The sequence below is a fragment of the Flavobacterium flevense genome (genome assembly GCF_900142775.1).
Classification (GTDB): Bacteria; Bacteroidota; Bacteroidia; order Flavobacteriales; family Flavobacteriaceae; genus Flavobacterium; species Flavobacterium flevense.
The window spans coordinates 96,239-119,896 of the sequence record NZ_FRCC01000003.1 but is presented as its reverse complement, the minus strand read 5'-3'; the positions used below and the strand labels follow the sequence as shown (position 1 = coordinate 119,896).

The following is a 23,658-nucleotide window of genomic DNA, read 5'->3' as shown; positions in this document are numbered from 1 at the left end:
TAATTTTGGTTTTAATTAAACAAAAAAATCTTTTACTTTTTAATAGTATAAAATATACTCTTAACCACAGGAATTCCGGTAGCTGTAATACCTTCTAAAGCCACTTTTACTTTGGTTTCTACCTTTGTATTGTAATAATTCAGCGTACTGTTTCCCTCTTTGTCCGGATGCACATACGGATTCCAGTAAATCGTATTTCTTACAGCAGCCTGAGTATCTAACTCCGGATTTGGTTTCGCGGGATCGGGAACATAAAACGTCCGTGCGGTATAAAAACCCTCGATGTCTTTTTTAATAGAATGAAAAACTTCTTTTTTAGCATGTTGTCCGGTATTAGCCTTAGTAAAAATGGAAATAATACCATTAGCAGCTTTTTCTCCGTAATAAGCTGATGTTGCTCCTTTTACTGCTTCAATTTTTAAAACATCTTCAGGTTGGATAAAACTTACCTGTCCTCTGTCAATAGCTTCAAAACCATCAATAATAAAAAGTGGTGCTCCTTCAAAACGGGTAAATCGTACGGAATCATCAGTGGCAACAACACCCGGAATATTTTGTTCTATCAGCTGAAAAATATCCGTAAACGTAGCTACGCTTTCATCCGGAATATAGCTGTTATCGGCAATTCCGTAGAAAACCGGTGGCAGACTTTTCTTTTTAGCAACAATTTTTACTTCGTCCAGAATATTTTCAGGTTTTACTCCAAAAGCAGCAAATTTCCTGTACACATTATCAACCAGCATCCTTGTTGTTATGTCCCAATGGATCGCTTTATTTTCGATCGAAATACCAATAGGGTTTTGTTCTATTGGGTCTAATACTAATTCGCCTCTAAACTTCCCTTTCGCATTTCTGGAATTTAAAAACATACCGGTTTTTCCGGAAAACATCAGGTTTTCAAACTTAAAACCGCCCTCAGAATCTGTAATAGCATTAAAAATATTAAAATGCTTTTTATTCATTAATGCCAGTGTCATCGTATTATTGACTAATGCCTTATCGCCAAGAAGTTGCTTTACCCTACCCGATATCGTAATTCCTTTTTCAGCTATATAAGAAACAGAGTCGTTAATTTTAGGAGCTGTTTTCCAAAGAAAATCACGCCAACCCTGAGTTAATAATAAATTGTCTAAATGTTCTAATCGTTTTGGATTTTTGGCATCAAAATAATACGCAGGATTATGTACTTTCCCTCTTATGTCTGATTCCATCAGATAATAAGAACTAATAGTGGAGTCATCATCTTTCTCTTCTGTTACTCCGTTCCTGTCTGTTACACTTAATGAAAAACTGGCCGATTTTCCAAGCCCTGCTTTTGATTTTGAAGTCACATTAATAATCGCTTTTTCATTAGGCTGGTAAGTTGCTTTATCCGTTGTTATTTGGACATCCAAATCATGTTCTTTTTCGATATAAACCAATCGTTCGCTTAATGGTTTAGAACCACTATCGTAAAGTGTGATTTGGCATATCCCCTCAGGAAGTTTGTCTTTTGCCAATTCAAAAGAAAGATTGCTTTCAGTTAGCGTCTGAGTGGTTTCAAAATAAGTGACTCCTCGCGATTTACAAACAACAGTAAGCTGTTCACTAGGACTAAGCGCTAACGTCTCCGGGTTTGTATTAATAACGATAATATTTCTGCCTTTAAAATTTCTAAAGCTTAATGCATAACCGTTTTTTAGTGCATCCGGAAGATCGGTACGTTGTACTGTTCCGGATTGCGTTTTAATTTTTGCGTAATATTTTTTGCCTTGATTAGGTATTATTTGAAATTTACCCATACCATCATGAGCACTTTCAAATGAAGTAACCAGTTCACTATCTGAATCAAAAACATCTGCTGTAACAGTTATTGGATTTCCGTTACCGTCAACAGCTTTAAACCCTACAACACTGGCTACGTTTTCTAAAAGCGAACCACCTTCCGGGAAAAAATCAACCTTAATAGCATTTTGTGTACCCACATTCCCCCCTTTATTTTGAACCAATTCAAACTTGGATTTATTGGCCTTCGAATGTGATTCGAAAACATCAATAATTTGAATTTCTTTTTTAAAAACAAAATCTTCGCCAAAATTCCTGTTCCAATTCGTATAAGCACGCAACTGATACACTCCCGGTTTTACACCAAGAGAATCCTGCAATTGAAAATCGCCATTTCCCAATCCCATTTCTAAATTGGTTTTGTTTCTCGCAATGATTTTAGAATCAGCCGAAATCAATTCAACATACAAGATGTTACTGTTATCAAATAATAGATGATTATAAGATCGGACATTATAAGCTTTGTACCATAAATCTTCACCCATAAAATAGATGGATCTGTCTGTATGAAGATAGACTTTTTCGATATCACTTATTGCTTTTTTGTCCTGTGCCTGTAAAAAACTCAATGAAGTAACCAAACAGAAGAAAGAAATTAAAAAGCAATTTTTATTGCTAAGGACAGCTTTAGTCATATAAAACTTAGAATTTATATTAATACAAAATAATACTTCTTTTTAATTTATCTTAGTCATAAGTATGAAAACACTTAGATAATTCAATATTAAGATAAGTAAAATTTTACTAAAATAACTACTTAAAACAAATTAACTACCCTGTACTATCCTGTAAAATAAAGACTAAAACTTTATCATTATTCAATTTTTAAAAATCATTTATTTTCAAAACAAAAAATCAGCAATAAAAAATGCTTTTTTGTAGTAAACACGTTGATTTACCACAAAAAAGCATTCACTAAAATTAATGCTGTTTTTACTAAACTAACTCTCTAAAAAACTGTTTTAAAACAGCATCATTTTCAAGTGTTGGTGTAAAAATCTCTAAAATAGTTGGTTCTGTATTTTGATCATACAATTCTTCTAATGCTTTTTTTACAGTAACTTCATTAGTAGCTGTGAGGTATTTAAAACCATACATTTTAGCTAAATGTTCGGCAGTTAAATGATGTGTTGTTTCGAAAAAAGTATTAAAAACAGCAGTTTCCTGATGCCCGGGCAAAATTCTGAAAATCCCTCCTCCTCCATTATTGATCAGAATAATTTTGAAATTATCCGGAATATAATTGTTCCAAAGCGCGTTACTGTCATATAAAAAACTCACATCGCCACTTATAAAAACCGTTGGCTTATTATTGACTACAGCCGCACCAATAGCGGTAGAAGTACTTCCGTCAATTCCGCTCGTACCGCGATTGCAAAACACTTCAATTGAAGGATCAATTTCCATTAATTGTGCGTATCGAATGGCCGAACTGTTACTGATTTGTAACTGGCAGTCCTTTGGTAAACTTTTAATTACTGCATCAAAAACCATAAAATCAGAGAATGGAACTTTAGTTATAAAGTTCGCTTGTTTTTCTTTTCGAATGGTTTTAAGCTGATTCATTTTTGAAAAATAATCACTTTTGATACTAGTAGTCAAAGGTAAAAACCGTTCAAAAAAAGCAGCCGGACTAACTTCGAAGTGTTTTGTCAAAACTCCAAAAGTATCATACGCACGCAAAGGATCAATATGCCAATGCTGTTTCGGTTTGTATTTTCGTAAAAAAGCTTTGATACGTTTGGAAACAATCATTCCGCCAAAAGTGACTAAAATATCCGGGCAGAAATCTTCAAAATCCTCATTAGTAAAAGGCGTAATGATGGTGTCAATATTCGAAATAAAACCAGGATGATGCAAGTTAGACGTAGTTTCAGTCATTACTACCACCGATTCGTCATTGGCGAAAGCCTCAATAGTTGCCGCTGAAATTAAATTTGGATTGTTATTACCAACTAATACTAATTTCTTAGCCGATTGGTTCCAGATGGCTGCAAAATCAGTCAAATCTTCCACCGGAGCAATTGGGTTTAAACCCGCAAAATGATGCACCATCGCATCCACCGAAAGTTCTGAAACTGTTTCGTATAAAGGTTCTTCAAAAGGAGCGTTAATATGAACCGGTCCTTTTTTATAAAAAGCGGCATCGATAGCTGCGTTGATTTTATGATCGTTTGTTTTTGAAGCTTCTTCGGTTAAATTACCATTATACAAAGAATGATTTGCAAAAACATTTTCCTGACGAATGGTTTGTCCATCGCCAATATCAATCTTGCTTTGCGGTCTATCAGCCGAAATAACAATTAAAGGAATCTGACTGTAAAAAGCTTCGGCAACAGCCGGATAATAGTTCAGCAATGCCGAACCCGAAGTACATACTACCGCCACGGGACGCTGGATTTGCTGGGCTATTCCTAATGCGAAAAATGCCGCACAACGCTCATCAGCAATACTATAACATTTAAAATCAGGATTAGAGGCAAAACCAATGGTTAACGGAGCATTTCTGGATCCGGGAGAAATTACGATATCGGTGATTCCTTTGGCTAAACATATTTGGATGATGCTTTGCGCTAAAGGTATTTTGGGGTAAATCATTGTTTTTATTTCAAAAAGAAAACAAAGATACAAAGATGCAATACTTTTAAGGTTGAAAAAAAATGAATTTTATTCTGTTAAAACCTTTTTTAAAACCATTAAGAAATTAAGATAAGTTAAGTTGTAAATATTGTTAGATGTTCTTTTCTAAAATTTTTTAGTGAATAAAACTTCAATCACTTATATGTTTAAAAAAAACACTTTCACCAAAATCTAAATTTTCTTAATTTCTTAATGGTAAATTGAAAAAAATTACTGCTTGATCCAGTTTACAATTTCCGGAGCATCCGGTTTTGTTTTAGAATAATAAACTTCCACTAAATGTCCTTTTTCATCAATCAAATACTTTTGGAAATTCCATTTTACTTCAGAATCTTTTACTCCGTTTTTCTCTTTTTGGGTTAAAAATTGATAAATCGGACTCATATCAGCTCCTTTTACAGAAATTTTATCCATCATTGGGAACGTAACTCCGTAATTTAATTTGCAAAACGTTTCAATTTCTTCGTTAGTTCCGGGTTCTTGACCATTAAAATTATTAGCCGGAAAACCAATTACTGTAAAACCTTTGTCTTTGTATTCTTTATAAATAGTCTCTAATTGTTCATATTGGGGCGTAAAACCACATTTTGAAGCTGTATTTACAATCAATACTTTTTTGCCTTTTAAAGTAGAAAAATCAAAAGTCTTTCCTGATAAATCCTGTGCTTTAAACTGATAAATACTTTGTGTATCCATGGCTTTTGTTTTTTTATGCTGTGCCTGTGTAAATCCGCTAAAAAGGATAAAGGCTGTACAAACCGAAAATAATAGGTTTTTCATATCATTAATTTTTTTATAAAATTAGTTAAATTCTACATACTGCTATTCTTTTCGAAAAGTAATTTCAATTAAACATTGGTTAAATAAAACTTAATATCAACTCAGGGTTCCCTGTGTTCAGGATAAAAAGACAGATTCAAAAAATAATTCTCCTTCTTTAATTGCATAAAAATCATACATTTCTAAATAAGTTTCATAAGTTTGTATTGCCAAAAAATAAAAACTATGAGCCAAGACGAATTATTAGTTTTAATATACAGGAAGGACGAGAAGGCTTTTACACATCTGTATGATATGTATGCAAAAAGTCTTTTTTCTGTAATAAGTGTTCTCATTAAAAACACAGAGGAAGCAGAAGATGTGCTTCAGGAAGTATTTGTAAAAATCTGGAAAAATCTGGATACTTATAATGAAAGTAAAGGTCGTTTTTATACCTGGATTCTCAATATTGCCCGAAATACTTCAATTGATAAATTGCGTTCTAAAAACTTTAACAACAGTCAAAAAAACCTTTCCTCTGATAATTTCGTAAATCTATTAGAAGACAGTAACAAACTGACCAGTAAAGTTGACGGAATAGGAATGCAGGAATTTATTAAAAGGTTAAAACCAAAATGTATCCAAATAATAGATTTATTATTTTTTAAAGGCTATACTCAACAAGAAGCAGCGGAAGAACTGGAAATTCCTCTGGGAACAGTAAAAACCCACAACAGAAACTGTATTAATGATTTAAGAAACTATTTGAAAGTATAGTACAATGGAAACGAAAGAATATATAGAATCAGGCATATTAGAACTTTATGTTTACGGCTCATTAACAGAAGCTGAAAGCGAAGAAGTAGCTGCAATGGCTAAAAAACATCCGGAAATCAATGCTGAAATTATAGCTATTGAAAAATCAGTTGTAGCATTATCTTCTAGTTTTTCACCTTTTCAATCGGCTGAAAATTATGCTAAGATTAAAGAAAAATTGGATTTAAAAGCCTCCGAAGTAATCCCAATGACTCCTAAGAAAAATTGGTCACAATACATTGGCTGGGCTGCAGCAATCGTATTATTGGCTGGAATTGTGTTCCAATACAACCAATTAGAAGAAACCAATAATCAGGTAGTCAATGCAAACATCGAAAAAGCTAAAGTTGAAAAAGAACGCAATGAATTAACTCTTAAAAAAGCAGCAATTGAAACTACTTTAGCAGTAATAAAGGATGAAAAAAATACAGTAGTAGCTCTGGGTGGTCAGGCTGTAGCTCCGGAATCTTCCGCTAAAGTGTATTGGAACAAAGAAACACAAGTGGTTTATGTAGATGCAACGGGCTTACCGGAACCGCCTAAAGGAATGGTATATCAGGTTTGGGCTTTAAAATTAAATCCGCTTACGCCAACAAGCATTGGATTACTGGATAATTTTGATAAAAACGACCAACGCTTTTTTGCTGTTAACAATACCGGTGATGCAGAAGCTTTCGGGATCACTCTGGAACCTGCAGGCGGAAGCTTAACACCTACAATGGAACAATTATATACTTTAGGAAAAGTATAATTCAATTCTAAATTTACAATACTAAAAAGGCTTTCTCACGAAAGTCTTTTTTTTGTTTTGAACAGAAAATTTCAAAAATAAAAACAACCACGAATATCACAAAAAAACACAAATTTAGATGTTACAATATTTCACGAATCTGCCAAAGGCAGATAAAATTTAGTGTAATTTATTTAAAAATACTAAAATTTGAGCCAATTAGTGTAATTTGTGGCTAAGGTAGAACTTGTGTGGCTGTCCTAGTTTTGTATAGTTGTAGTTTAGATTGTTTATATTTGCACAATTATTTTTTTCATGAGCTATACTCTTCTTTCCTCGCCTCTACAGGGATTTACCGATTTTCGTTTTAGAAATGCCCAAAATAAATTCTTTGCAGGTATTGATACTTTTTATTCCCCTTACATTCGTTTAAACGGAAAACTCATTATCAAATCCTCTTATCAACGGGACTTGCTTCCTGAAAATAATGAAGGATTAGAGGTGATTCCGCAAGTGATTACTAATGATGCGGACGAATTTTTATTTGTTTCCAAATATGTTCAGGAATTAGGTTATAAAGAATTGAATTGGAATTTAGGCTGTCCGTATCCTATGGTTACCAAATCCGGAATGGGTTCCGGACTGATTTGCCAGAGTGAAAAAATTGATGCTATTCTTAATAGAGTACATGCCGAATCAGATATCCTTGTTTCGATGAAAATGCGTTTGGGGTATGATAATGCCGAAGAAATTCTGGATGTTTTACCCCTTTTAGAAAAATATCCCATTAAAAACATAGCCATTCATGCCCGCATTGGTAAACAATTATACAATGGCGGAGTCAATTTAGACGGCTTTCAGCAATGTGTGGACCATACAAAACTAAAACTCTACTACAACGGTGATATTACTTCGGTGGCTCAATTTCACAAAATGCAGGAACGCTTTCCTACGATAGATCACTGGATGATAGGTCGTGGCTTAATTGCCGATCCGTTTTTACCTTCCATGATTAAAAACAACAGCTCCGAATACCCATCAAACAAAATGGAATTATTCAGTGATTTTCATGATACGCTATACGCAGGCTATAGCGAATCTTTATCAGGAGCGACTCATATTTTACTAAAAATGCACCATTTATGGGAGTACTTTTCGGTGATTTTTTCCAATCCCCACAAAGTAAATAAGAAGATTAAAAAAGCAAAAAGTATCCGGAATTACGAGCAGGCAGTTAGGGAGATTATTAAGGAGGGATGAAATTAGATTAATTTAAAATCTATTCTCTTTTAAGAAACGTTTTATTTTTTTAATAAAGATTATAGAACATTTTCCATTAAACATCCTGTTAGATGAATTGGTTTTTGACCAGAAATAGTAATTACATTTACTCTGACAGTTCCTCCTGGTCTAATTGAAAAATTATTTAAATTACTTTTTACATCAGTCTGGAAATTACTAGTGGGTATTTGATAAAAAAGATGATTCCTTTCTATAAATAAAACTGTACTTCTAGAACTTTTTACCAAACTACTAAAGTCCAACTCTATACTTCTGAGAAACCCTAACTCATTTTCTATTTTTACTGAATAAAACGATTTTTAATTAAAATTGTCGGATAGGAACTGTACTTGCGAAGTTTCTGTTCTTCATAAAACTCCCACTAGTTTTAGAGCCTGTATCAATATAATTAGCTTGGCTTGAACTTATCTCAGTGGAAGTCCAGATTCCGAACGTTATATTTGCGCTATACATTTTTCTATAATCTGATACAAAAATTAAAGCCTCTTCCAATGATGGTAGATACCAATCGTCATAGACTATACCATCACTCGTAACAGAATAATTAGAAACCAATATAGCTGCCCTTGCATTTACATCACTCGCTATTAGAGTAGTGGTATTGTTTTTTCCTGCACCAACCCCTTCAGCTGTAGTACCTGTGGTTAAGTTTTCGTTAGTAGACCAAACTGGATTATTATTTGTTGTTTCTTTAACAACATTAAGAGCTGCGATTAAACCATGTGTTTCACCTTCTTCATAGCCAGGATCACCAGGTTTTAGAAAATAAAATATCTTTCCACCCTGGTAATTCTGATACAAAACAAGAGATGCAGCTTTTTCTCCATTTTTACTTACCAGGTTATCTTTACCTATCGCACCCGAACTGTTTAACAATCTTTCTGGTACTGAGGAATTTTGACCATGTCTAGTCAACCCTTGCCCTAAGACCGTATTATTTAAAGTAACAATTAGTAGAAGTAATAGTAGTTGTTTCATAGAAACTAATATAGATTTGTAATTCATCTTTTTTAATTGAGTTTACCAGTAATAATCCATTTGGACTCTATCCCCTGCTGAAAGTGCATATGCTCCATTATTAGCAGGATTATAAGTCAGTGTATTTCCACTCACCGAGTAAGCAGTATTACTGATTCGGATACCATTAACATACATTTTTACTTTACTGTTTACAGATGGTGTTTGCGTTAAAGTAAAACTGGTTTGAGCAGCTGTTGCTGTAAATTCATCAGCTACTTCTCTTACGGCTGCAGCCCCAGTTGACACCGAACCATCTGCCATTAAATATTGAGAGGATGTACCACCTAATTTGACTAATGAATTTGCAGTTACTGTTCCTACAACACTTAAATTACCCAATTGAGATAATTTCATATATTCAATATCACTTGTTCCATCAAATCTGGCAAATGATAAATCGGTTATATTAGCAGAATTTCTCTCCGTTCTCAATTTCCAGGCAGTATTATACCAATTAAAAGAAAGAACATTATTATAAGGATCACCAGGAAAAGACATTTTAATACTTTCCAATTCTCTACCTCCATTTACAAAAAGGCGGGTGTTATTATCACTATTAAAACCAGAATACGAGCCCTGTCCTCCATTTGGATTTCCTATAGAAATTCGCGTACCATCATCTGAAATTTTACTGTCACCGATTGCGGAAGCAGAAGTAAACCTCGGTAGATAATTAGTAGTCCCAGAACCTCCAGTTGGTGTTGTCCAAGATAGTGTACCACTTCCTGTAGTACTTAAAACCTGACCTGAAGTACCATGCGTTTTTGGATACGTAACAGCTCCTGATGTAAGTGTTCCACTGGTATTTACATTGGTTATGGATGTATTTCCTAATTGGATTGTATTACTGGCGTTTACTGTTGCACCATTTCCTATAGCTACAGCATTTGTGATTGTTGGTGTAGCTGAATTGGTTTTTGCACTATACCCCAGAAGAGTGTTATATCCGCCAGTGTTCACAGAACTACCTGCTTCAAGTCCTATTGCTGTATTATAAGAGGTTGCCCCTGAGTTCCTTAAAGCATTTGACCCTAAAGCTGTATTGTTTGCACCTGAATTCCCGTTTAAAGACATAAAACCAACAGCCGTAACATTTCCATCTGTTCCGGAATAGGTGCTTTCTCCAATTATCATACTTTGAGAACCATTTTTTCCAATGGTAACTCCATTTATATTCATGTTTGAAGAAAATGTTTTTGTTCCAGCAATAGTTTGGTTTGTTGTTAAATCTATAAAGTTTTGTGTACTAGAACCCGTACCTCCATTAGCAATTGGTAATGTACCAGTTACTCCCGAAATTAAAGAAACTGAAGGGCTATTTCCATAAGTTATCTCTTTTGTAGTTGTATTGTAGAATAATGATGACGATCCTGATGCAGAACGTATTGGATCAACAAAAAGTCCGGAAGCCGAGCCATTAAGCGGAACTCCTGTTGCATTTAACACAATACTATTTGCAGGTTGAGTATTGTTACCAGCAAAAGCCCCTATAGCGATTGAATTTAAACCTTGAGAATATTGGCCAGCTGCATAACCTATACCTATTGCATTTTCGGCTTGTACTCCCTGGGCTGTATTACCACCTATGGCTATTGAGTGATCACCTTGTCCACCGCTACCAGCTATATATCCAATTGCAATTTTAGAGGTATTTGGAATAAAATAAACATTAGAATCTACAGAACCATCTGCCTTTAAAAATTGCGCAGATGTACCACCGGATTTAACTATTGCATTAGCTGTTAATGTCCCACTTGCAGTAACTGTACCTGCAAAAGTTGGAGATGTCAAAGGAGCTTTAGTTGCTTGAATTTCGTTAACCGCCGCTACTATGTTTGATGTATTTGTTGTTGTCAAACTAGCTAAATCACCTATTTTAGTAGTATTAATAGCAATTCCTGAAATGTCCTGATCTCCTGTATTAGTTCCTGTAACAGCTGCTAATTTTGTTTTCTCTGTAGTTGTATAATCTTCTGTTGATAAACCCTTACCTGAAACCTTATCTACTTTTAAATTCAATACCGTTTGTGTAGCAGTTGAAATTGGTTTATTAGCATCACTAGTATTATCAGCATTCCCTAAATTTACCATCGCTTTAGTAATTCCAGAAACGGTACCAGTAAATGTTGGCGATTCTAAAGGAGCTTTTAAATCCAAAGCCGTTTGTGTAGCAGCAGAAACAGGTTTATTAGCATCACTAGTATTATCAGCATTCCCTAAATTTACCATCGCTTTAGTAATTCCTGAAACGGTACCAGTAAATGTTGGCGAAGCTAAAGGAGCTTTTAAATCCAAAGCCGTTTGTGTAGCAGTTGAAATTGGTTTATTTGCATCACTAGTATTATCAACATTTCCTAATCCTACCATGGTTTTGTCTATTCCACTTACCGTTCCAGTAAAAGTTGGCGAAGCTAAATTTGCTTTTAAATTTAAAGCCGTTTGTGTAGCAGCTGAAACAGGTTTATTTGCATCGCTAATGTTATCCACATTCCCTAATCCAACCATGGTTTTGTCTATTCCACTTACCGTTCCAGTAAAAATTGGCGAAGCTAAATTTGCTTTTAAATCTAAAGCCGTTTGTGTTGCCGTAGAAATTGGTTTATTCAAATCTGATGTATCATCAGCATTTGACAAACCAATCATTGTTTTATCTATTCCTGAAACCGTTCCTGTAAATGTTGGCGAAGCTGATAAAACCACACTTCCTGTTCCTGTTTCATCTGAAATAACTCCTGCCAATTCAGCTGAAGTTGTTGCTGATAAGGCGCTTAATTTATCTGTAGTTACCACTAAAGTTTTCGAAGTTGGAATTGAAGTTCCATTCACACTAGTTGCAGTGGCAACTCCCAAAACTGGCGTAACCAAAGTTGGTGCAGTATCCATTACAAATTTAGAACCTGTTCCCGTTTGTGAAGCAACAGAAGTAGCATTTCCTGAACTCGTTATTGGTCCTGTTAAGTTAGCATTGGTAACAACTGTAGTTGCATTTCCAACACTGGTTACCATACCAGTAAGATTTGCATTAGTCGCATTTGCAGACGTTACAAAAGCTGTGGTTGCCAAAGCTGTTGTATTATTTCCTGCGGTTTGAGTTACTCCAATTGTTCCTGTTGGCAAAGATGGTGTTCCAGTAAACGTTGGCGATTCTATAGGTGCTTTTAAATCCAAAGCCGTTTGTGTTGCCGTAGAAATTGGTTTGTTCAAATCTGATGTGTCATCAGCATTTGATAAACCAATCATTGTTTTATCTATTCCTGAAACCGTTCCTGTAAATGTTGGAGACGCCGATAAAACTAAACTTCCTGTTCCTGTTGATGTATTTACCCCTGATCCACCATTTGAAACCGGTAGTATATCGTTAACACCTGAAGTAAGAGAAACTGAAGGAAGACTTTCGTATGTTATCTCTTTTGTTGCTGTATTATAAAATAAAGCAGTAGATGATGAAACATTACGTATTGGATCTACAAAAAAGCCAGAAGTAGTTGTATCTAAATCAGCACCAGTAGCATTCAAAATAATGCTATTACTATTTTGATTGTTTTTACCTGCATTTGAACCAATTGCTATAGAATTTTCACCTTGATTATCTCGACCTGCATTTGAACCAATTGAAATAGCAGTGGATCCTTGATTAATTTTACCTGCCATATTACCTACTGCGACAGCATGGGATCCTTGATTTTCATTACCTGTTTCATTTCCAATAGCAATAGCGTTGGATCCTTGAGTATTATTACCTGAATTAACCCCCACTGCAATAGCGTAAGAACCTTGATTATTATTACCTGCTGAACCTCCAACAGCCAAAGCATAAGATCCTTGATTATTATATCCTGTGGAACTACCAATTGCAATAGCATTTTCACCTTGATTAATTGAAGCCGTTTCATTTCCAATTGCTATAGCACTAGCCCCCTGATTGGTGTAAGCTACTTGATTACCAACTGCCACAGCATTAGATCCTTGAGTAATACCTGCTGTATAGGCTCCAATTGCAACAGCGTTAGATCCTTGAGTATTCATAGCCGTTTCATTTCCAATTGCAACAGCATTAGATCCTTGAGTATTTGAACCAGCATTTATACCAATACCTATATTTCCAGGTTGCCCATTGGTTCCAAAACTAGTTCCATTTATTTTCAAATCATAAATTCCTAAATCAACTGGTCCTGTTGCCCCTGTATATGGAACACTTAAAGTTGAAATAGCATCAGATACAAATTTAGTTGTTGCAATTTGAGTACTAGTAGTTCCTGAATCTGCAGTAGGTGCCAATGGTACACCTGTAAATGTTGGCGAAAATAAATCTGCTTTTAAATCCAATACTGTTTGCGTAGCAGTTGAAATAGGCTTATCCAAATCACTTGTATCATCTACATTGCCCAGTCCTACCATCATTTTATCAATTCCTGAAACTGTTCCTGTAAAAGTTGGAGATGCTAGAGGTGCTTTTAAAGCTAAAGCATTATTTGTAGCCAATTCATTAGCATCAACATCAGCCTGAACTGAATTAATATTTGTTTGTAAAGTTGCATCGGCTGAAGTACGATTTGTAGTTTCTGTAAGTAAATTAGCTGCGATAGCATCTTCTACATCAGTAGCTCGGTCAACTTCAGTAGCTAAACTTGCAGTTAAAGTATCGTCAGCATTAGTACGATTTGTAGTTTCTGTAAGCAAATTAGCTGCGATTGCATCTTCTGCATCAGTAGCTCGGTCAACTTCAGTAGCTAAACTTGCTGTTAAAGTATCGTCAGCATTAGTACGATTTGTAGTTTCTGTAAGCAAATTAGCTGAGATTACATCTTCTGCATCAGTAGCTCGGTCAACTTCAGTAGCTAAACTTGCAGTTAAAGTATCGTCAGCGTTAGTACGATTTGTAGTTTCTGTAAGCAAATTAGCTGCGATTGCATCTTCTGCATCAGTAGCTCGGTCAACTTCGATAGCTAAATTTGCAGTTAAAGTAGCGTCAGCATTAGTACGATTTGTAGTTTCTGTAAGCAAATTAGCTGCGATTACATCTTCTGCATCAATGGCTCTGTCAACTTCGATGGCTAAATTTGTAGTCAAAGTACCTTCTGCAGCTGTAGCACGATTTATTTCATTAGTCAATGCTGTGGAAGCAATTGTTGCATTGGCATCAACATAGGTTTTTACCGATTTAACAGTTGGATACTTTGTATCAGAAGTTCCATCAGCAGTAACATCAGTACTTTTATTTGCCAAATCTTCTTTTAATAAATCAGCATTAGTACGGTTGGTCACTTCTGTCGCTAAATTCGTTGTTAAAATAGCATCGGATGAAGTACGATTAGTTATTTCAGTTGCTAAATCAGCTGCAATGGTGTTTTCAGCAGCTGTAGCACGACTCACTTCAGTAGCCAAGTTTGTTGTCAAGGTAGCATCTGTAGCAATACGATTTGTAGTTTCAGTAACTAAATCAGCTGCAATGGTGTTTTCAGCAGCTGTAGCACGAGTTACTTCAGCAGCTAAATTAGTTGTCAAAGTTGCATCAGCTGAAGTACGATTTGTAGTCTCAGTCACTAAATCAGCTACAATTGTATTTTCAGCATTTGTAGCACGAGTTACTTCAGCCGTTAAATTAGTTGTCAAAGTTGCATCAGCTGAAGTACGATTTGTAGTTTCAGTTGCTAAATCAGCGGCAATTGTGTTTTCAGCTGCTGTAGCACGAGTTACTTCCGCAGCTAAATTGCTTGTCAAAGTCGCATCGGCTGAAGTTCTATTAGTAGTTTCAGTTGCTAAATCAGCTGCAATCGTATTTTCAGCAGCTGTAGCACGAGTTATTTCGGCTATTAAAGCATTCGATGAAGTTAATAGCTTCCCATCCACATACATTTTTACTGACTTTACACTCGGATATTTCGTATCAGAATCACCATCAGTTGCTAGATCAGTACTTTTATTGCTTAAAACTTCTTTTAAACTTAAAGCAGTTTGTGTTGCTGTACTTATGGGTTTATTTAAATCGCTTGTATTGTCAACATTATTTATTTCTAAATTGGTTTTAGCACCCAGTAAAGTCGTTGCATTAGTTCCTCCATTTTCAATAGCAACTACACCTGTAACATTTTCAGCATTTATAGCTGAAAAAGCCAAAGGAACATAACTAAATTCCTGATTACTAATTTCAGTAAAATTAGAGCAACTGCCATCAGTATTTATTCCAACTGACAAACTTTTTTTAGAAATATTCCAAACAATATCCTTAAAAGAAGTTGCGTAACCGGCTGTTTGATTACCTGAACCTATTACCAGGTTCACCATACCAAATCCGTCTGTTTTTGTTTGTATTGTTTCCTGATATTCTATATTCGAAAATTCATCAACAAACTTAAATACCATACAGATATTCTTGTTTGCAAGAGGGCTGGTTGAATTATTGACACCAGGTAATTGTTCTCCTTTTGGATTCAAAATGATAGCCTGATAGCTAATTCCGTTGTTTTGAGCAAAGATTTGAGTTGCTACAAAAAGTATAAAAAGTGTAATTATTTTTTTCATATCCTGATTATTTGATGTTGAAATGAACTCCTAATTGCAGTTGATGTGTACTAAAAGATATTTTTTCTCTCGAAGAATTACTAACATTGATACTTTGTCCAAAACTATAACCCAGACTTAAAGCACCAAATGACGGAATAGCATATTTTGCCGTTAATCCAACAGAAGATTCTAATACAATTCCTGAAAATTCATTCTCATGAATTAAATCATAATAAATACCGTTGATTTCTTGTTTGCCATAAATAATGGTTGCAACATTTAAACGTGTTTTAAGCAGTAAATCAATTTTATTTTTCGAAGTTGCTGCAATCGAATAAAACTGATAGGACAAACCTCCTTGAACACCCAAATATTGAGTATCCCAACGATAAGAATTTGCCGAGTTCCCTCCTATTGCATTGTAATCATTCAAGGAAAGTCCCAATGAATACCAGATTTTTTTAGTGATAAATGGTTTGGTGTAACCTATTTCATAAAAATTACCCGTTCCAGTCTGGATATTTGGATTGGATTGAAGGTTAGCGTCTTTATAAAGATATTTAGTATAATTTTTACCTGAAGCAAAATAAACTTCCTGAGAAAAAATAGTTGTAGTTGCCAGTAAAAAAGTAAGTAATAAGTAGTTTTTTATCATATTTTAATAATTTTAGTATAGTAGGTCATTGTATTTACTCGTAATTGAACTAAATATTCGGATCGGGGTAACTTTGTTAAATCAATAGTTAAAATACTAGTCGCTGTTTTTCCTTTATGCTGGTACACTAAGTGTCCGACGATATCAAAAATGTAAACCGAAATCTCATCGCTTATGGATTTTGAAAATTGAAAATTGACGCTATCAATAAATGGATTGGGATAAGTTTTTACAATGATTTCATTTTTATCATTGGAAGCAATATAGCTGCTCCAAAGACTTTGCTGAAACCCCTGCATAACCACAGTTTCATTATTAGAATTACCAGTTGTACTCTGTTGACCAATAGTTTGGCTAATAGTATGCCCACTGGAAATTGTTTTGGTCTGTCCTTGAGAAGAAAGCATCTGATGATGCAAATTTTGCCCGTAAAAGGAAACTGAAAAAAATAATAGTAAATACTTCATACAAAAATTATTTATGACAATATTAGCTATAAAAAGTGTTGTTTGCCGAGTTTTAATGTCGTTTGTCGAGTTTTTAAATGAAACAGTAATAGTTTTTCGGTTTTTAGTAACACATTTGTTAAAAAACAACAATAAATGAAAGGTATTCTTTTCAAAAAATTTAGAACTTTTTAACATTAAGGTGCGGTTCATCGATATTTTTGATATAAATTTGGGTGTTTTGCAGTTTTTAGTAAGCAATCCTTTAAAAAAAAAATTAAATGCTATTAAATTCATTATGCGTTATTGCAGGGCTAATTGGTTTTATTATAACAGCAATTCTCCTCAATAATTACAAATCAAATCCTATAATGAATATTTATATGGTTTTGTTAATGTCTGTAATTTCTTGTCGTTTTTTTTTATTTGGAATAATCAATTTAATTTCGAATCCTGAAATTTTAACAAGCTATACTAAATATTCTAATTTATCCGCATTAGTAATCCCGATAAGTTATTTGTATTTTAAAAATTTAGCTCAAAAAACACAGTCGTTTAACCGGACTGAATTACTTCATTTCATCTTTCCTGTTTGTTATTTTATTATCACCTCTCAAACTTATACCTATATTACTCCAGGATTTTTGGTAAAACTGTTGTTCTTTTTAGTTTTTTCAGTATACCTGATTATTTACCTCTACTGGAGTTATGAAACACTAAAAAATACGATTTGGAGAACATCAGCAGAAAGTAAAACACTTCGAAAACAAAACAAAAAAATTCACAATTGGACTGTATTTTTATTCACAGCATTATTGTTAGCTTCCATTCGACTTTTAATATCATTGTTTATAGAAGTGTCTCATAACGGCATGACAAAAGGTCTAAGTTACCAATGGATTTCTTCCTTAATCTGGATTGCTATTTTAATCAAAATTTTAGCCACACCCGAAATCCTTTATGGTTACAAACTATTGGATGAAAAATTGAAGGAAAACAGAAACTCTCATTTGGTTTTCAATGAAATTTGGCTCATGCAGCCTGTTGTTGAAATAAATAATTCACAACATTTTATTTTAAAAGAAAAAATAGATGACAACCTTCAAAATTATTTTGAAGCAATTGAAAAAGGAGCATTACAATACGATTTTTTCAGAGATTCTAAACTGACTCTTACTGATTTAGCAACTAAGCTGGGGATTCCTAAAAGTCATCTTTCTTATTTATTCAAATACCACGCAACTATTTCTTTTTCAGAATATAAAAAAATAATCCGCATTCAGGATGCTGTTAAACTTATTGAAAATGGCTATTTAAAAAACAATACTTTAGATTCCCTTTCAAAAAAAATAGGTTTTACTTCCTACAATCCCTTTTTTACGAGCTTTAAAGAAATCATGGGGATTGCACCGGCGGAATATATAAATAAAATCCATACTTTGGTTTAAAACAAAAAAAGGTTCAACGTGCTGTTGAACCTTTTTATTTACAGTAATACTATTTAATTACTTTTTATAATGCTTTCGGTATTTAGGATATGTAATCGCTCCTATCAAAGCAATTCCTCCCAGTGAATAATAAATCCAGTTAAGTGAATGCGCTTCTCCACTGGCATACGAATGCAGTCCCACAAGGTGGAAATTGACACCGTAATACGTGAACAAAATCGAAATAAAAGCAAACATACTCATTAAGTTAAAAACCCATTTTCCTCTTAAAGCCGGTACAAAACGAGCGTGAATAACAAAAGCATATACCATAATACTGATTAATGCCCAGGTTTCTTTTGGGTCCCAACCCCAGTAACGTCCCCAGCTTTCATTAGCCCATTGTCCGCCCAGGAAGTTTCCTATTGTTAACATAATCAAACCAATCGTCAATGCCATTTCGTTGATATAAGTGATCTCCTGGATATTCAAATCCATTTTGGTTTTGTTTTTTTCGTTGGTAAAAAAGAGTAACAACAACGATACAAAACCTAGTATAAATCCTAATGCAAATGGCCCGTAACTCGCTACAATTACCGCAACGTGAATCATCAACCAATAGGAATTTAAAACCGGCTGCAGATTAGCAATTTCCGGATCAATCCAGTTCATGTAAGCTGCCATTAAAATCATAGCCGTTACAAAAGCTGATGAAGCCACCGTTAATTTGGATTTGATATCGAAAGCCAAACCAAAGAACATCGTAGCCCAGGAAACATAAACAATCGATTCATAAGCATTACTCCATGGTGCATGGCCTGAAATGTACCAGCGTGCAATTAATCCTGCGGTATGCAATGCAAATAATAATCCAATGAAAATGTGCATGCCGTTAACCAAATAATTCAATGCTTTTCTTTCTTTGAAAATTTTTAAGATGGTGAACAAAAGCATTAAAATAGCCGCCGTTAAATACCAATACGGTAATTTTTGGAAAACATCATATTTGTTATACAAAATCTCCATAGTGACTTTGTCTTCTGAAGGCAATACTTTTTCACCATATTTTCTTTGAAAACCATGAATACTTTCTAACAAATCATCCGAATTTTTATAATCTCCCGAAACAGCAGCATTCGTCAAAGAACCAAAATACAATGGTAAAACGCTTTTAGTGTACGTAGAATCCATGCCTTTTAAGCCCGCTGTTGCTAAATCGTTAACAGAAATCCATTTGTTATTAGCATCATTCGGAATCGGGAAAATTTTCAAAATATTTCCGCTTAAAGCGGATTCCATCAGGTTCACTTTCTTATCTGTTTCTACAAAGTCTTTTTCAAACTGATTCGGATTAGCTGCCTGATATGCTGCTTCTAAATAAGGTGATAATTTGTAGTTACCCTGCCCGTCAAAAAAAGCAATAAAAGGAGCGTATTTTGCCTTAGCATCAATACCAATAATTTTACGAATACTATCATTCCCACTTTTGATGTAAATCAGCGGTACTTCAATCCATAGCTGAGCATATTGCGACATGGACAAAAATACCTGATCAGAGTTCATGCCTTTGTATTCATTAGCATGGCTTACTTTTCGCAACAATTCTGATGAAAAAGTATTAATCGGTTTCATTCTTCCGCCTGCATCCTGAATAATCAATCGTCCAAACTGAGCAGCGTGTTTTTCCGAAACCTTATATTTAGTAATTAAGGAATCGATTTGTTTCTCTGTTGGTGCTACTCTTGCCGGCATGGTTCCAGCCTTTTCAGTATGTGCGTGATTATGCCCTGCTTCCTGTTCAGTATGTTCATGATTGTGGTCATGTCCTTCATGATCATGGTCATGATCCTGCATTTGTGCAAAACCATTTAAACTTAAGAACAAAACTAAAATGGTAATTAGTTTTTCTTTTTTGGTTTTAACGACATCTAATTTTCGTTTCAAATCAGCAAAACGAGAATGTTTTGTAAACATAATAGCCATCATAGAAAAGAACAATAAAAAATAACCCGCATAGGTAATGTTCGTTCCCCAAAAATCATGATTTACTGATAATATGGTTCCTTTTTCATCCGGATCAAAGCCCGATTGAAAAAAACGATAGCCTTTGTGGTCTAAAACGTGATTCATATAAATTCGGGCATCAAATGGTTTTTCTGCCGAATCCTGAACCGTTACCTTACTTTCAAACGAAGAATAACTTTTCTCTGTTCCCGGATATTTTTCGGCAATGAAATCATTCAATTGAATTTTAAATGGTAAAATATAAGCTTTACTACCATAAAATAAAGAATATTCAATGTTTCCAATTTTTACCGTTTTAGGCTCCCCCACTTTTCCTTTAGAACCCAGCAGCGTGATTTCTTTTTCCTGACCGTCGGCATGTACGGTTACAACCAGAGCATCTTCGTGGTTTTTAGCTTTAAAATCGTTATTAGACTCATATTCAATAGTCCCTCTTACAGCAGGATCCGGGAAAACGATTCTGATATCACCAATACTGTATAGCGAACGCATCATCAACGGCTGAACATTATCTTTAGTTACCGCTCCCTGAAACTTATCAGCCATACGCATAAAGTTTCCTTCAAATGGTGTTTCTATAGTGTATTCTTTTCCGTTAAAGTTAATGTTAATCGCTCCATCAGTAGGTTTATTCAAAGCAAAAAGTACATTGTGAATGTTCTGCACTTCGCCTTCTTTCAGGAAATGTTCTTCACGTCCGCCATCACCGGCTTCCACTAATTTCATGTATAAAGTTCCGTTAGGATCAGGTTTTATATACTCCTTTGCTCCCATGATGAAGTTTTTGTATTTTACTTCAAATGGGGTATCGGCAAATTGTCCTGAAACCGAAAAATTATTATTGGTTACAGGCGAAAGCAACAAACGTTTTTCAAAAACGCGGCGTTTCATTTCGCCCTTATATTCTCCATCAACAAAAACAGATAAAAAAGTTTTCTCAGAATAAAATTGATTTTCGGCAGCGCCTTCGCGTATAGGCATCACTCCTTCATAACTGATATAACGCGTGATAAAAGCACCTAACAGAATTAAAATAAAAGCCAAATGCAACAATAAAGTAGCCCATTTTTCTTTTTTCAATAATTGGTAACGCTTGATATTCCCAATGAAGTTAATCATAAAAAACACCATAATTCCCTCAAACCACCAGGTGTTATAAATCCAGATTCGGGCGGTATCCGTATTGTATTTACTTTCGATGAAAGTTCCAGTTGCCATTGCTACTGCAAAAGCAATAAAAAGAAAAGCCATTAAGCGAGTAGAAAACAAAAAAGAGTAGATTTTTTTATCCATTTTAAAGGGATTGCGTTTTATAAAAGTGCGACAAAAGTACTCAAAAATGTTGAGTACTAAAGCGGTGCAATTGTTAATTTAATCCAAAATTAAGCCCCACTCAATCCTTTTCTAATCTCCTTTTTTTGTGTAACATTAAATATTCTTTTTTTACTCTGCCAGCTTTTTTAAACTATCATAAACCGCCAGTTCCACATCGGCAGAATTTCTGGTGTTTATTTGTTCGAATAACATGTTCAACTCCGTTTTATTAATGCTTTGTTTTTGTTCTATTGCAGCCAAAAGTTGTTTACAAACCAAACTCAAATTTTTAGACAAAGGCAAAAGCGGTTGAATTAAAGGAGCTTTTTTACTCAGTACAATCAATTCGATATTCATATTGATCCACTGTTTCAAATAATATTTAATTTCTTCTTGCGAGAGTTCATCTTTATCTGTCAGGTAGCGATTAACCGCTTTATTAAACTCATAAGCATCCGAAGCATCGGCAGTACAAGCATCAGCAAATAAGGTTAACGGCGAAAACATAAAATATTTTTTTCCTCCGCCATTGCGTTTATACAATTTATAAGGTTCACAAATATTAGTAAAATCATGCAGCGCTTTTGTATCCTGATAATTGCTAATATTCCTTAAAATCACTGCTTTGTTTCTGATATGTGTCAAACCAATTTCTTCTAATCGAAAGGAAATTTGCTTCAATCGTTTGTGCATACTTTCCAGATTTGTCACTGTATCATTAGACCATAATCTTTCGGCAATGGCGGCAGTTCTGGGCCAAATTCTGGAATCAATATTCAAAGGCGTTACTAATTCGCTCCACATAGTCGCTTCGCCACCCAGAATTCTTGCTTTTTCTTCCGCGGTAAAAACTACATTTTTAGGCATAGGATCATTTAAATAATGACTGTCTACAGGCAACATTAAATCTATATAAAAACCTGTTGACAAAACGGCTTTATACTCATTTTTAGCTGCTTTTGCTAATCCTCCCTCCGCTTCCATTCCTTCTTTAACGGAACGCCAGGCATGAATAATAGCATCCTTAGACATGTCCTTTGTCATGATTTCTTCCCAGCCCATTAATTGTTTTCCTTGTTTTTTAAGAATAGGAATTAATTTCATGTTGAAATAGGTCTGCAAATCATGATTAGTTGCCAAGTTATTTTTCTTTTTAAATTCCTGAATCTTAGGATTAGCGTTCCACTCTTTTCCGTTATTTTCGTCTCCGCCAATGTGGAAATAAGCACCTGGAAACAACGGACAAACTTCATCAAAAATAGCTTCTAAAATCTGGTAGGTTTTAGGATTTGTCGGGTCTAAAGCGGCATCGTGAATACCCGATTTTCTGGATACAGCATACGTTTTTTCGATATTACTCCCAATTTCCGGAAATGCCGTCAACAATGCCGAAGCATGACCCGGAACATCAATTTCAGGCACAACCATAATCCCCTTTTCATCCGCATATTGTACAACAGCTTTAATTTCTTCCTGAGTATAAAAAGAACCATCCGAAGCCAATGCGGTCAATTGAGGATATTTTTTTATTTCAACACGCCAGCCCTGATTATCGGCTAAATGCCAATGGAAAACATTCATTTTCATGGCAGCCATTCCGTCTAAATTTCTTTTGATAACCTCAACAGGCATAAAATGTCTGGCAGCATCAATCATTAATCCCCTCCAGGCAAACCTTGGATTATCTTCAATTTCTACTGCCGGAAAATAAAATTCACTTCCATTGTTTTGTACCATTTGCGAAAGCGTTTCTAAAGCATGCAAAGCACCTAAATCAGTAGTTGCGGTAATTACAATTTTATTGGAGAGCACCGACAAATGATAACTTTCATCTTCGGATAATTCATTTTTGCCTTTTCGCAAATAATTAATTTGCAATTCGGCTTCCGGAAATTCATTCGGTTTATTGATAAAATCCTGAGTAAAAAACAATCCGGTTCTTTCGTCCAGTCTTCTTAAAAACTGCGTAGCACCTTTATAAATTCTGGAATCAGCAGTAGCATTACAATTGATTTTAAAATTCTTACTCAGTAAAAAAACAGCATCTGAAGTTGCTATTTGCTGAGGCCATGGCATTACATTTAATTGTTCTTTTTTGATTTGGGCATTTGACACAAAAACAAACAGCAGCAGGAAACAGAATTTTTTAATAGTACCCATTATTTCAGAATTAAACGTAGTTTCTTTTTTATTTCC

The 23,658-nt window shown here is 34.6% G+C and carries 13 protein-coding genes; 4 read left to right on the top strand and 9 right to left on the bottom strand.

Annotated elements, in window-relative coordinates; translation table 11 throughout:
- Positions 1-32: 32 nt before the first annotated feature.
- The 3 genes from BUB89_RS06535 to BUB89_RS06525 all read right to left on the bottom strand — a co-directional run bounded on the left by BUB89_RS06535 (position 33) and on the right by BUB89_RS06525 (position 5,244).
- Complete coding sequence (locus BUB89_RS06535) at positions 33-2,459, bottom strand: Plug domain-containing protein (RefSeq protein ID WP_073243232.1); 2,427 nt, start codon at positions 2,457-2,459, stop codon at positions 33-35.
- Between the two features lie 301 nt (positions 2,460-2,760).
- Positions 2,761-4,422: a 2-succinyl-5-enolpyruvyl-6-hydroxy-3-cyclohexene-1-carboxylic-acid synthase gene (gene menD / locus BUB89_RS06530; protein WP_073243230.1), complete on the bottom strand. Its 1,662-nt coding sequence runs from the start codon at positions 4,420-4,422 to the stop codon at positions 2,761-2,763.
- Between the two features lie 252 nt (positions 4,423-4,674).
- Positions 4,675-5,244 (bottom strand): glutathione peroxidase, encoded by a 570-nt coding sequence (locus tag BUB89_RS06525; RefSeq protein ID WP_073243228.1) that lies wholly within the window; start codon positions 5,242-5,244, stop codon positions 4,675-4,677.
- A 225-nt stretch (positions 5,245-5,469) separates the two neighbouring features.
- On the opposite strand from BUB89_RS06525, the gene BUB89_RS06520 reads away from it, so the two are divergent.
- The 3 genes from BUB89_RS06520 (at position 5,470) to BUB89_RS06510 (ending at position 8,029) form a co-directional block, all read left to right on the top strand.
- Positions 5,470-6,000, top strand: a complete 531-nt coding sequence (locus tag BUB89_RS06520; RefSeq protein WP_073243227.1) for an RNA polymerase sigma factor — start codon at positions 5,470-5,472, stop codon at positions 5,998-6,000.
- 4 nt (positions 6,001-6,004) lie between these two features.
- Positions 6,005-6,790, top strand: coding sequence for an anti-sigma factor (locus tag BUB89_RS06515; protein ID WP_073243225.1), 786 nt, complete (start codon positions 6,005-6,007; stop codon positions 6,788-6,790).
- A gap of 294 nt (positions 6,791-7,084) precedes the next feature.
- Positions 7,085-8,029: a tRNA dihydrouridine synthase gene (locus BUB89_RS06510; RefSeq protein WP_073243223.1), complete on the top strand. Its 945-nt coding sequence runs from the start codon at positions 7,085-7,087 to the stop codon at positions 8,027-8,029.
- A gap of 345 nt (positions 8,030-8,374) precedes the next feature.
- Here BUB89_RS06510 and BUB89_RS06505 read toward each other — a convergent pair whose 3' ends face one another.
- Genes BUB89_RS06505 through BUB89_RS18080 form a run of 4 tightly spaced genes read right to left on the bottom strand, consistent with a single transcriptional unit; the run spans position 8,375 to position 16,717 of the window.
- Positions 8,375-9,049, bottom strand: coding sequence for a hypothetical protein (locus BUB89_RS06505; protein WP_141384619.1), 675 nt, complete (start codon positions 9,047-9,049; stop codon positions 8,375-8,377).
- A gap of 42 nt (positions 9,050-9,091) precedes the next feature.
- A complete protein-coding gene (locus BUB89_RS06500) occupies positions 9,092-15,613 on the bottom strand; it encodes a beta strand repeat-containing protein (protein WP_073243219.1) in 6,522 nt (2,173 codons plus the stop codon).
- Positions 15,614-15,620: 7 nt separating this feature from the next.
- Positions 15,621-16,250: a hypothetical protein gene (locus BUB89_RS06495; protein ID WP_073243217.1), complete on the bottom strand. Its 630-nt coding sequence runs from the start codon at positions 16,248-16,250 to the stop codon at positions 15,621-15,623.
- A complete protein-coding gene (locus BUB89_RS18080; protein WP_159434569.1) occupies positions 16,247-16,717 on the bottom strand; it encodes a T9SS type A sorting domain-containing protein in 471 nt (156 codons plus the stop codon). Before BUB89_RS18080 ends, BUB89_RS06495 begins: the two co-directional genes overlap by 4 nt.
- Before the next feature lie 260 nt (positions 16,718-16,977).
- Between BUB89_RS18080 and BUB89_RS06485 the strand changes: the two genes are divergently transcribed.
- A complete protein-coding gene (locus BUB89_RS06485; RefSeq protein ID WP_073243213.1) occupies positions 16,978-18,144 on the top strand; it encodes a helix-turn-helix domain-containing protein in 1,167 nt (388 codons plus the stop codon).
- 57 nt (positions 18,145-18,201) lie between these two features.
- Here the strand turns inward: BUB89_RS06485 and ccsA are convergent, their stop codons facing one another.
- Positions 18,202-21,441, bottom strand: a complete 3,240-nt coding sequence (gene ccsA / locus BUB89_RS06480) for a cytochrome c biogenesis protein CcsA (RefSeq protein ID WP_073243210.1) — start codon at positions 21,439-21,441, stop codon at positions 18,202-18,204.
- A 150-nt stretch (positions 21,442-21,591) separates the two neighbouring features.
- Positions 21,592-23,622, bottom strand: coding sequence for a beta-N-acetylhexosaminidase (locus tag BUB89_RS06475; RefSeq protein WP_073243208.1), 2,031 nt, complete (start codon positions 23,620-23,622; stop codon positions 21,592-21,594).
- Between the last annotated feature and the right edge of the window lie 36 nt (positions 23,623-23,658).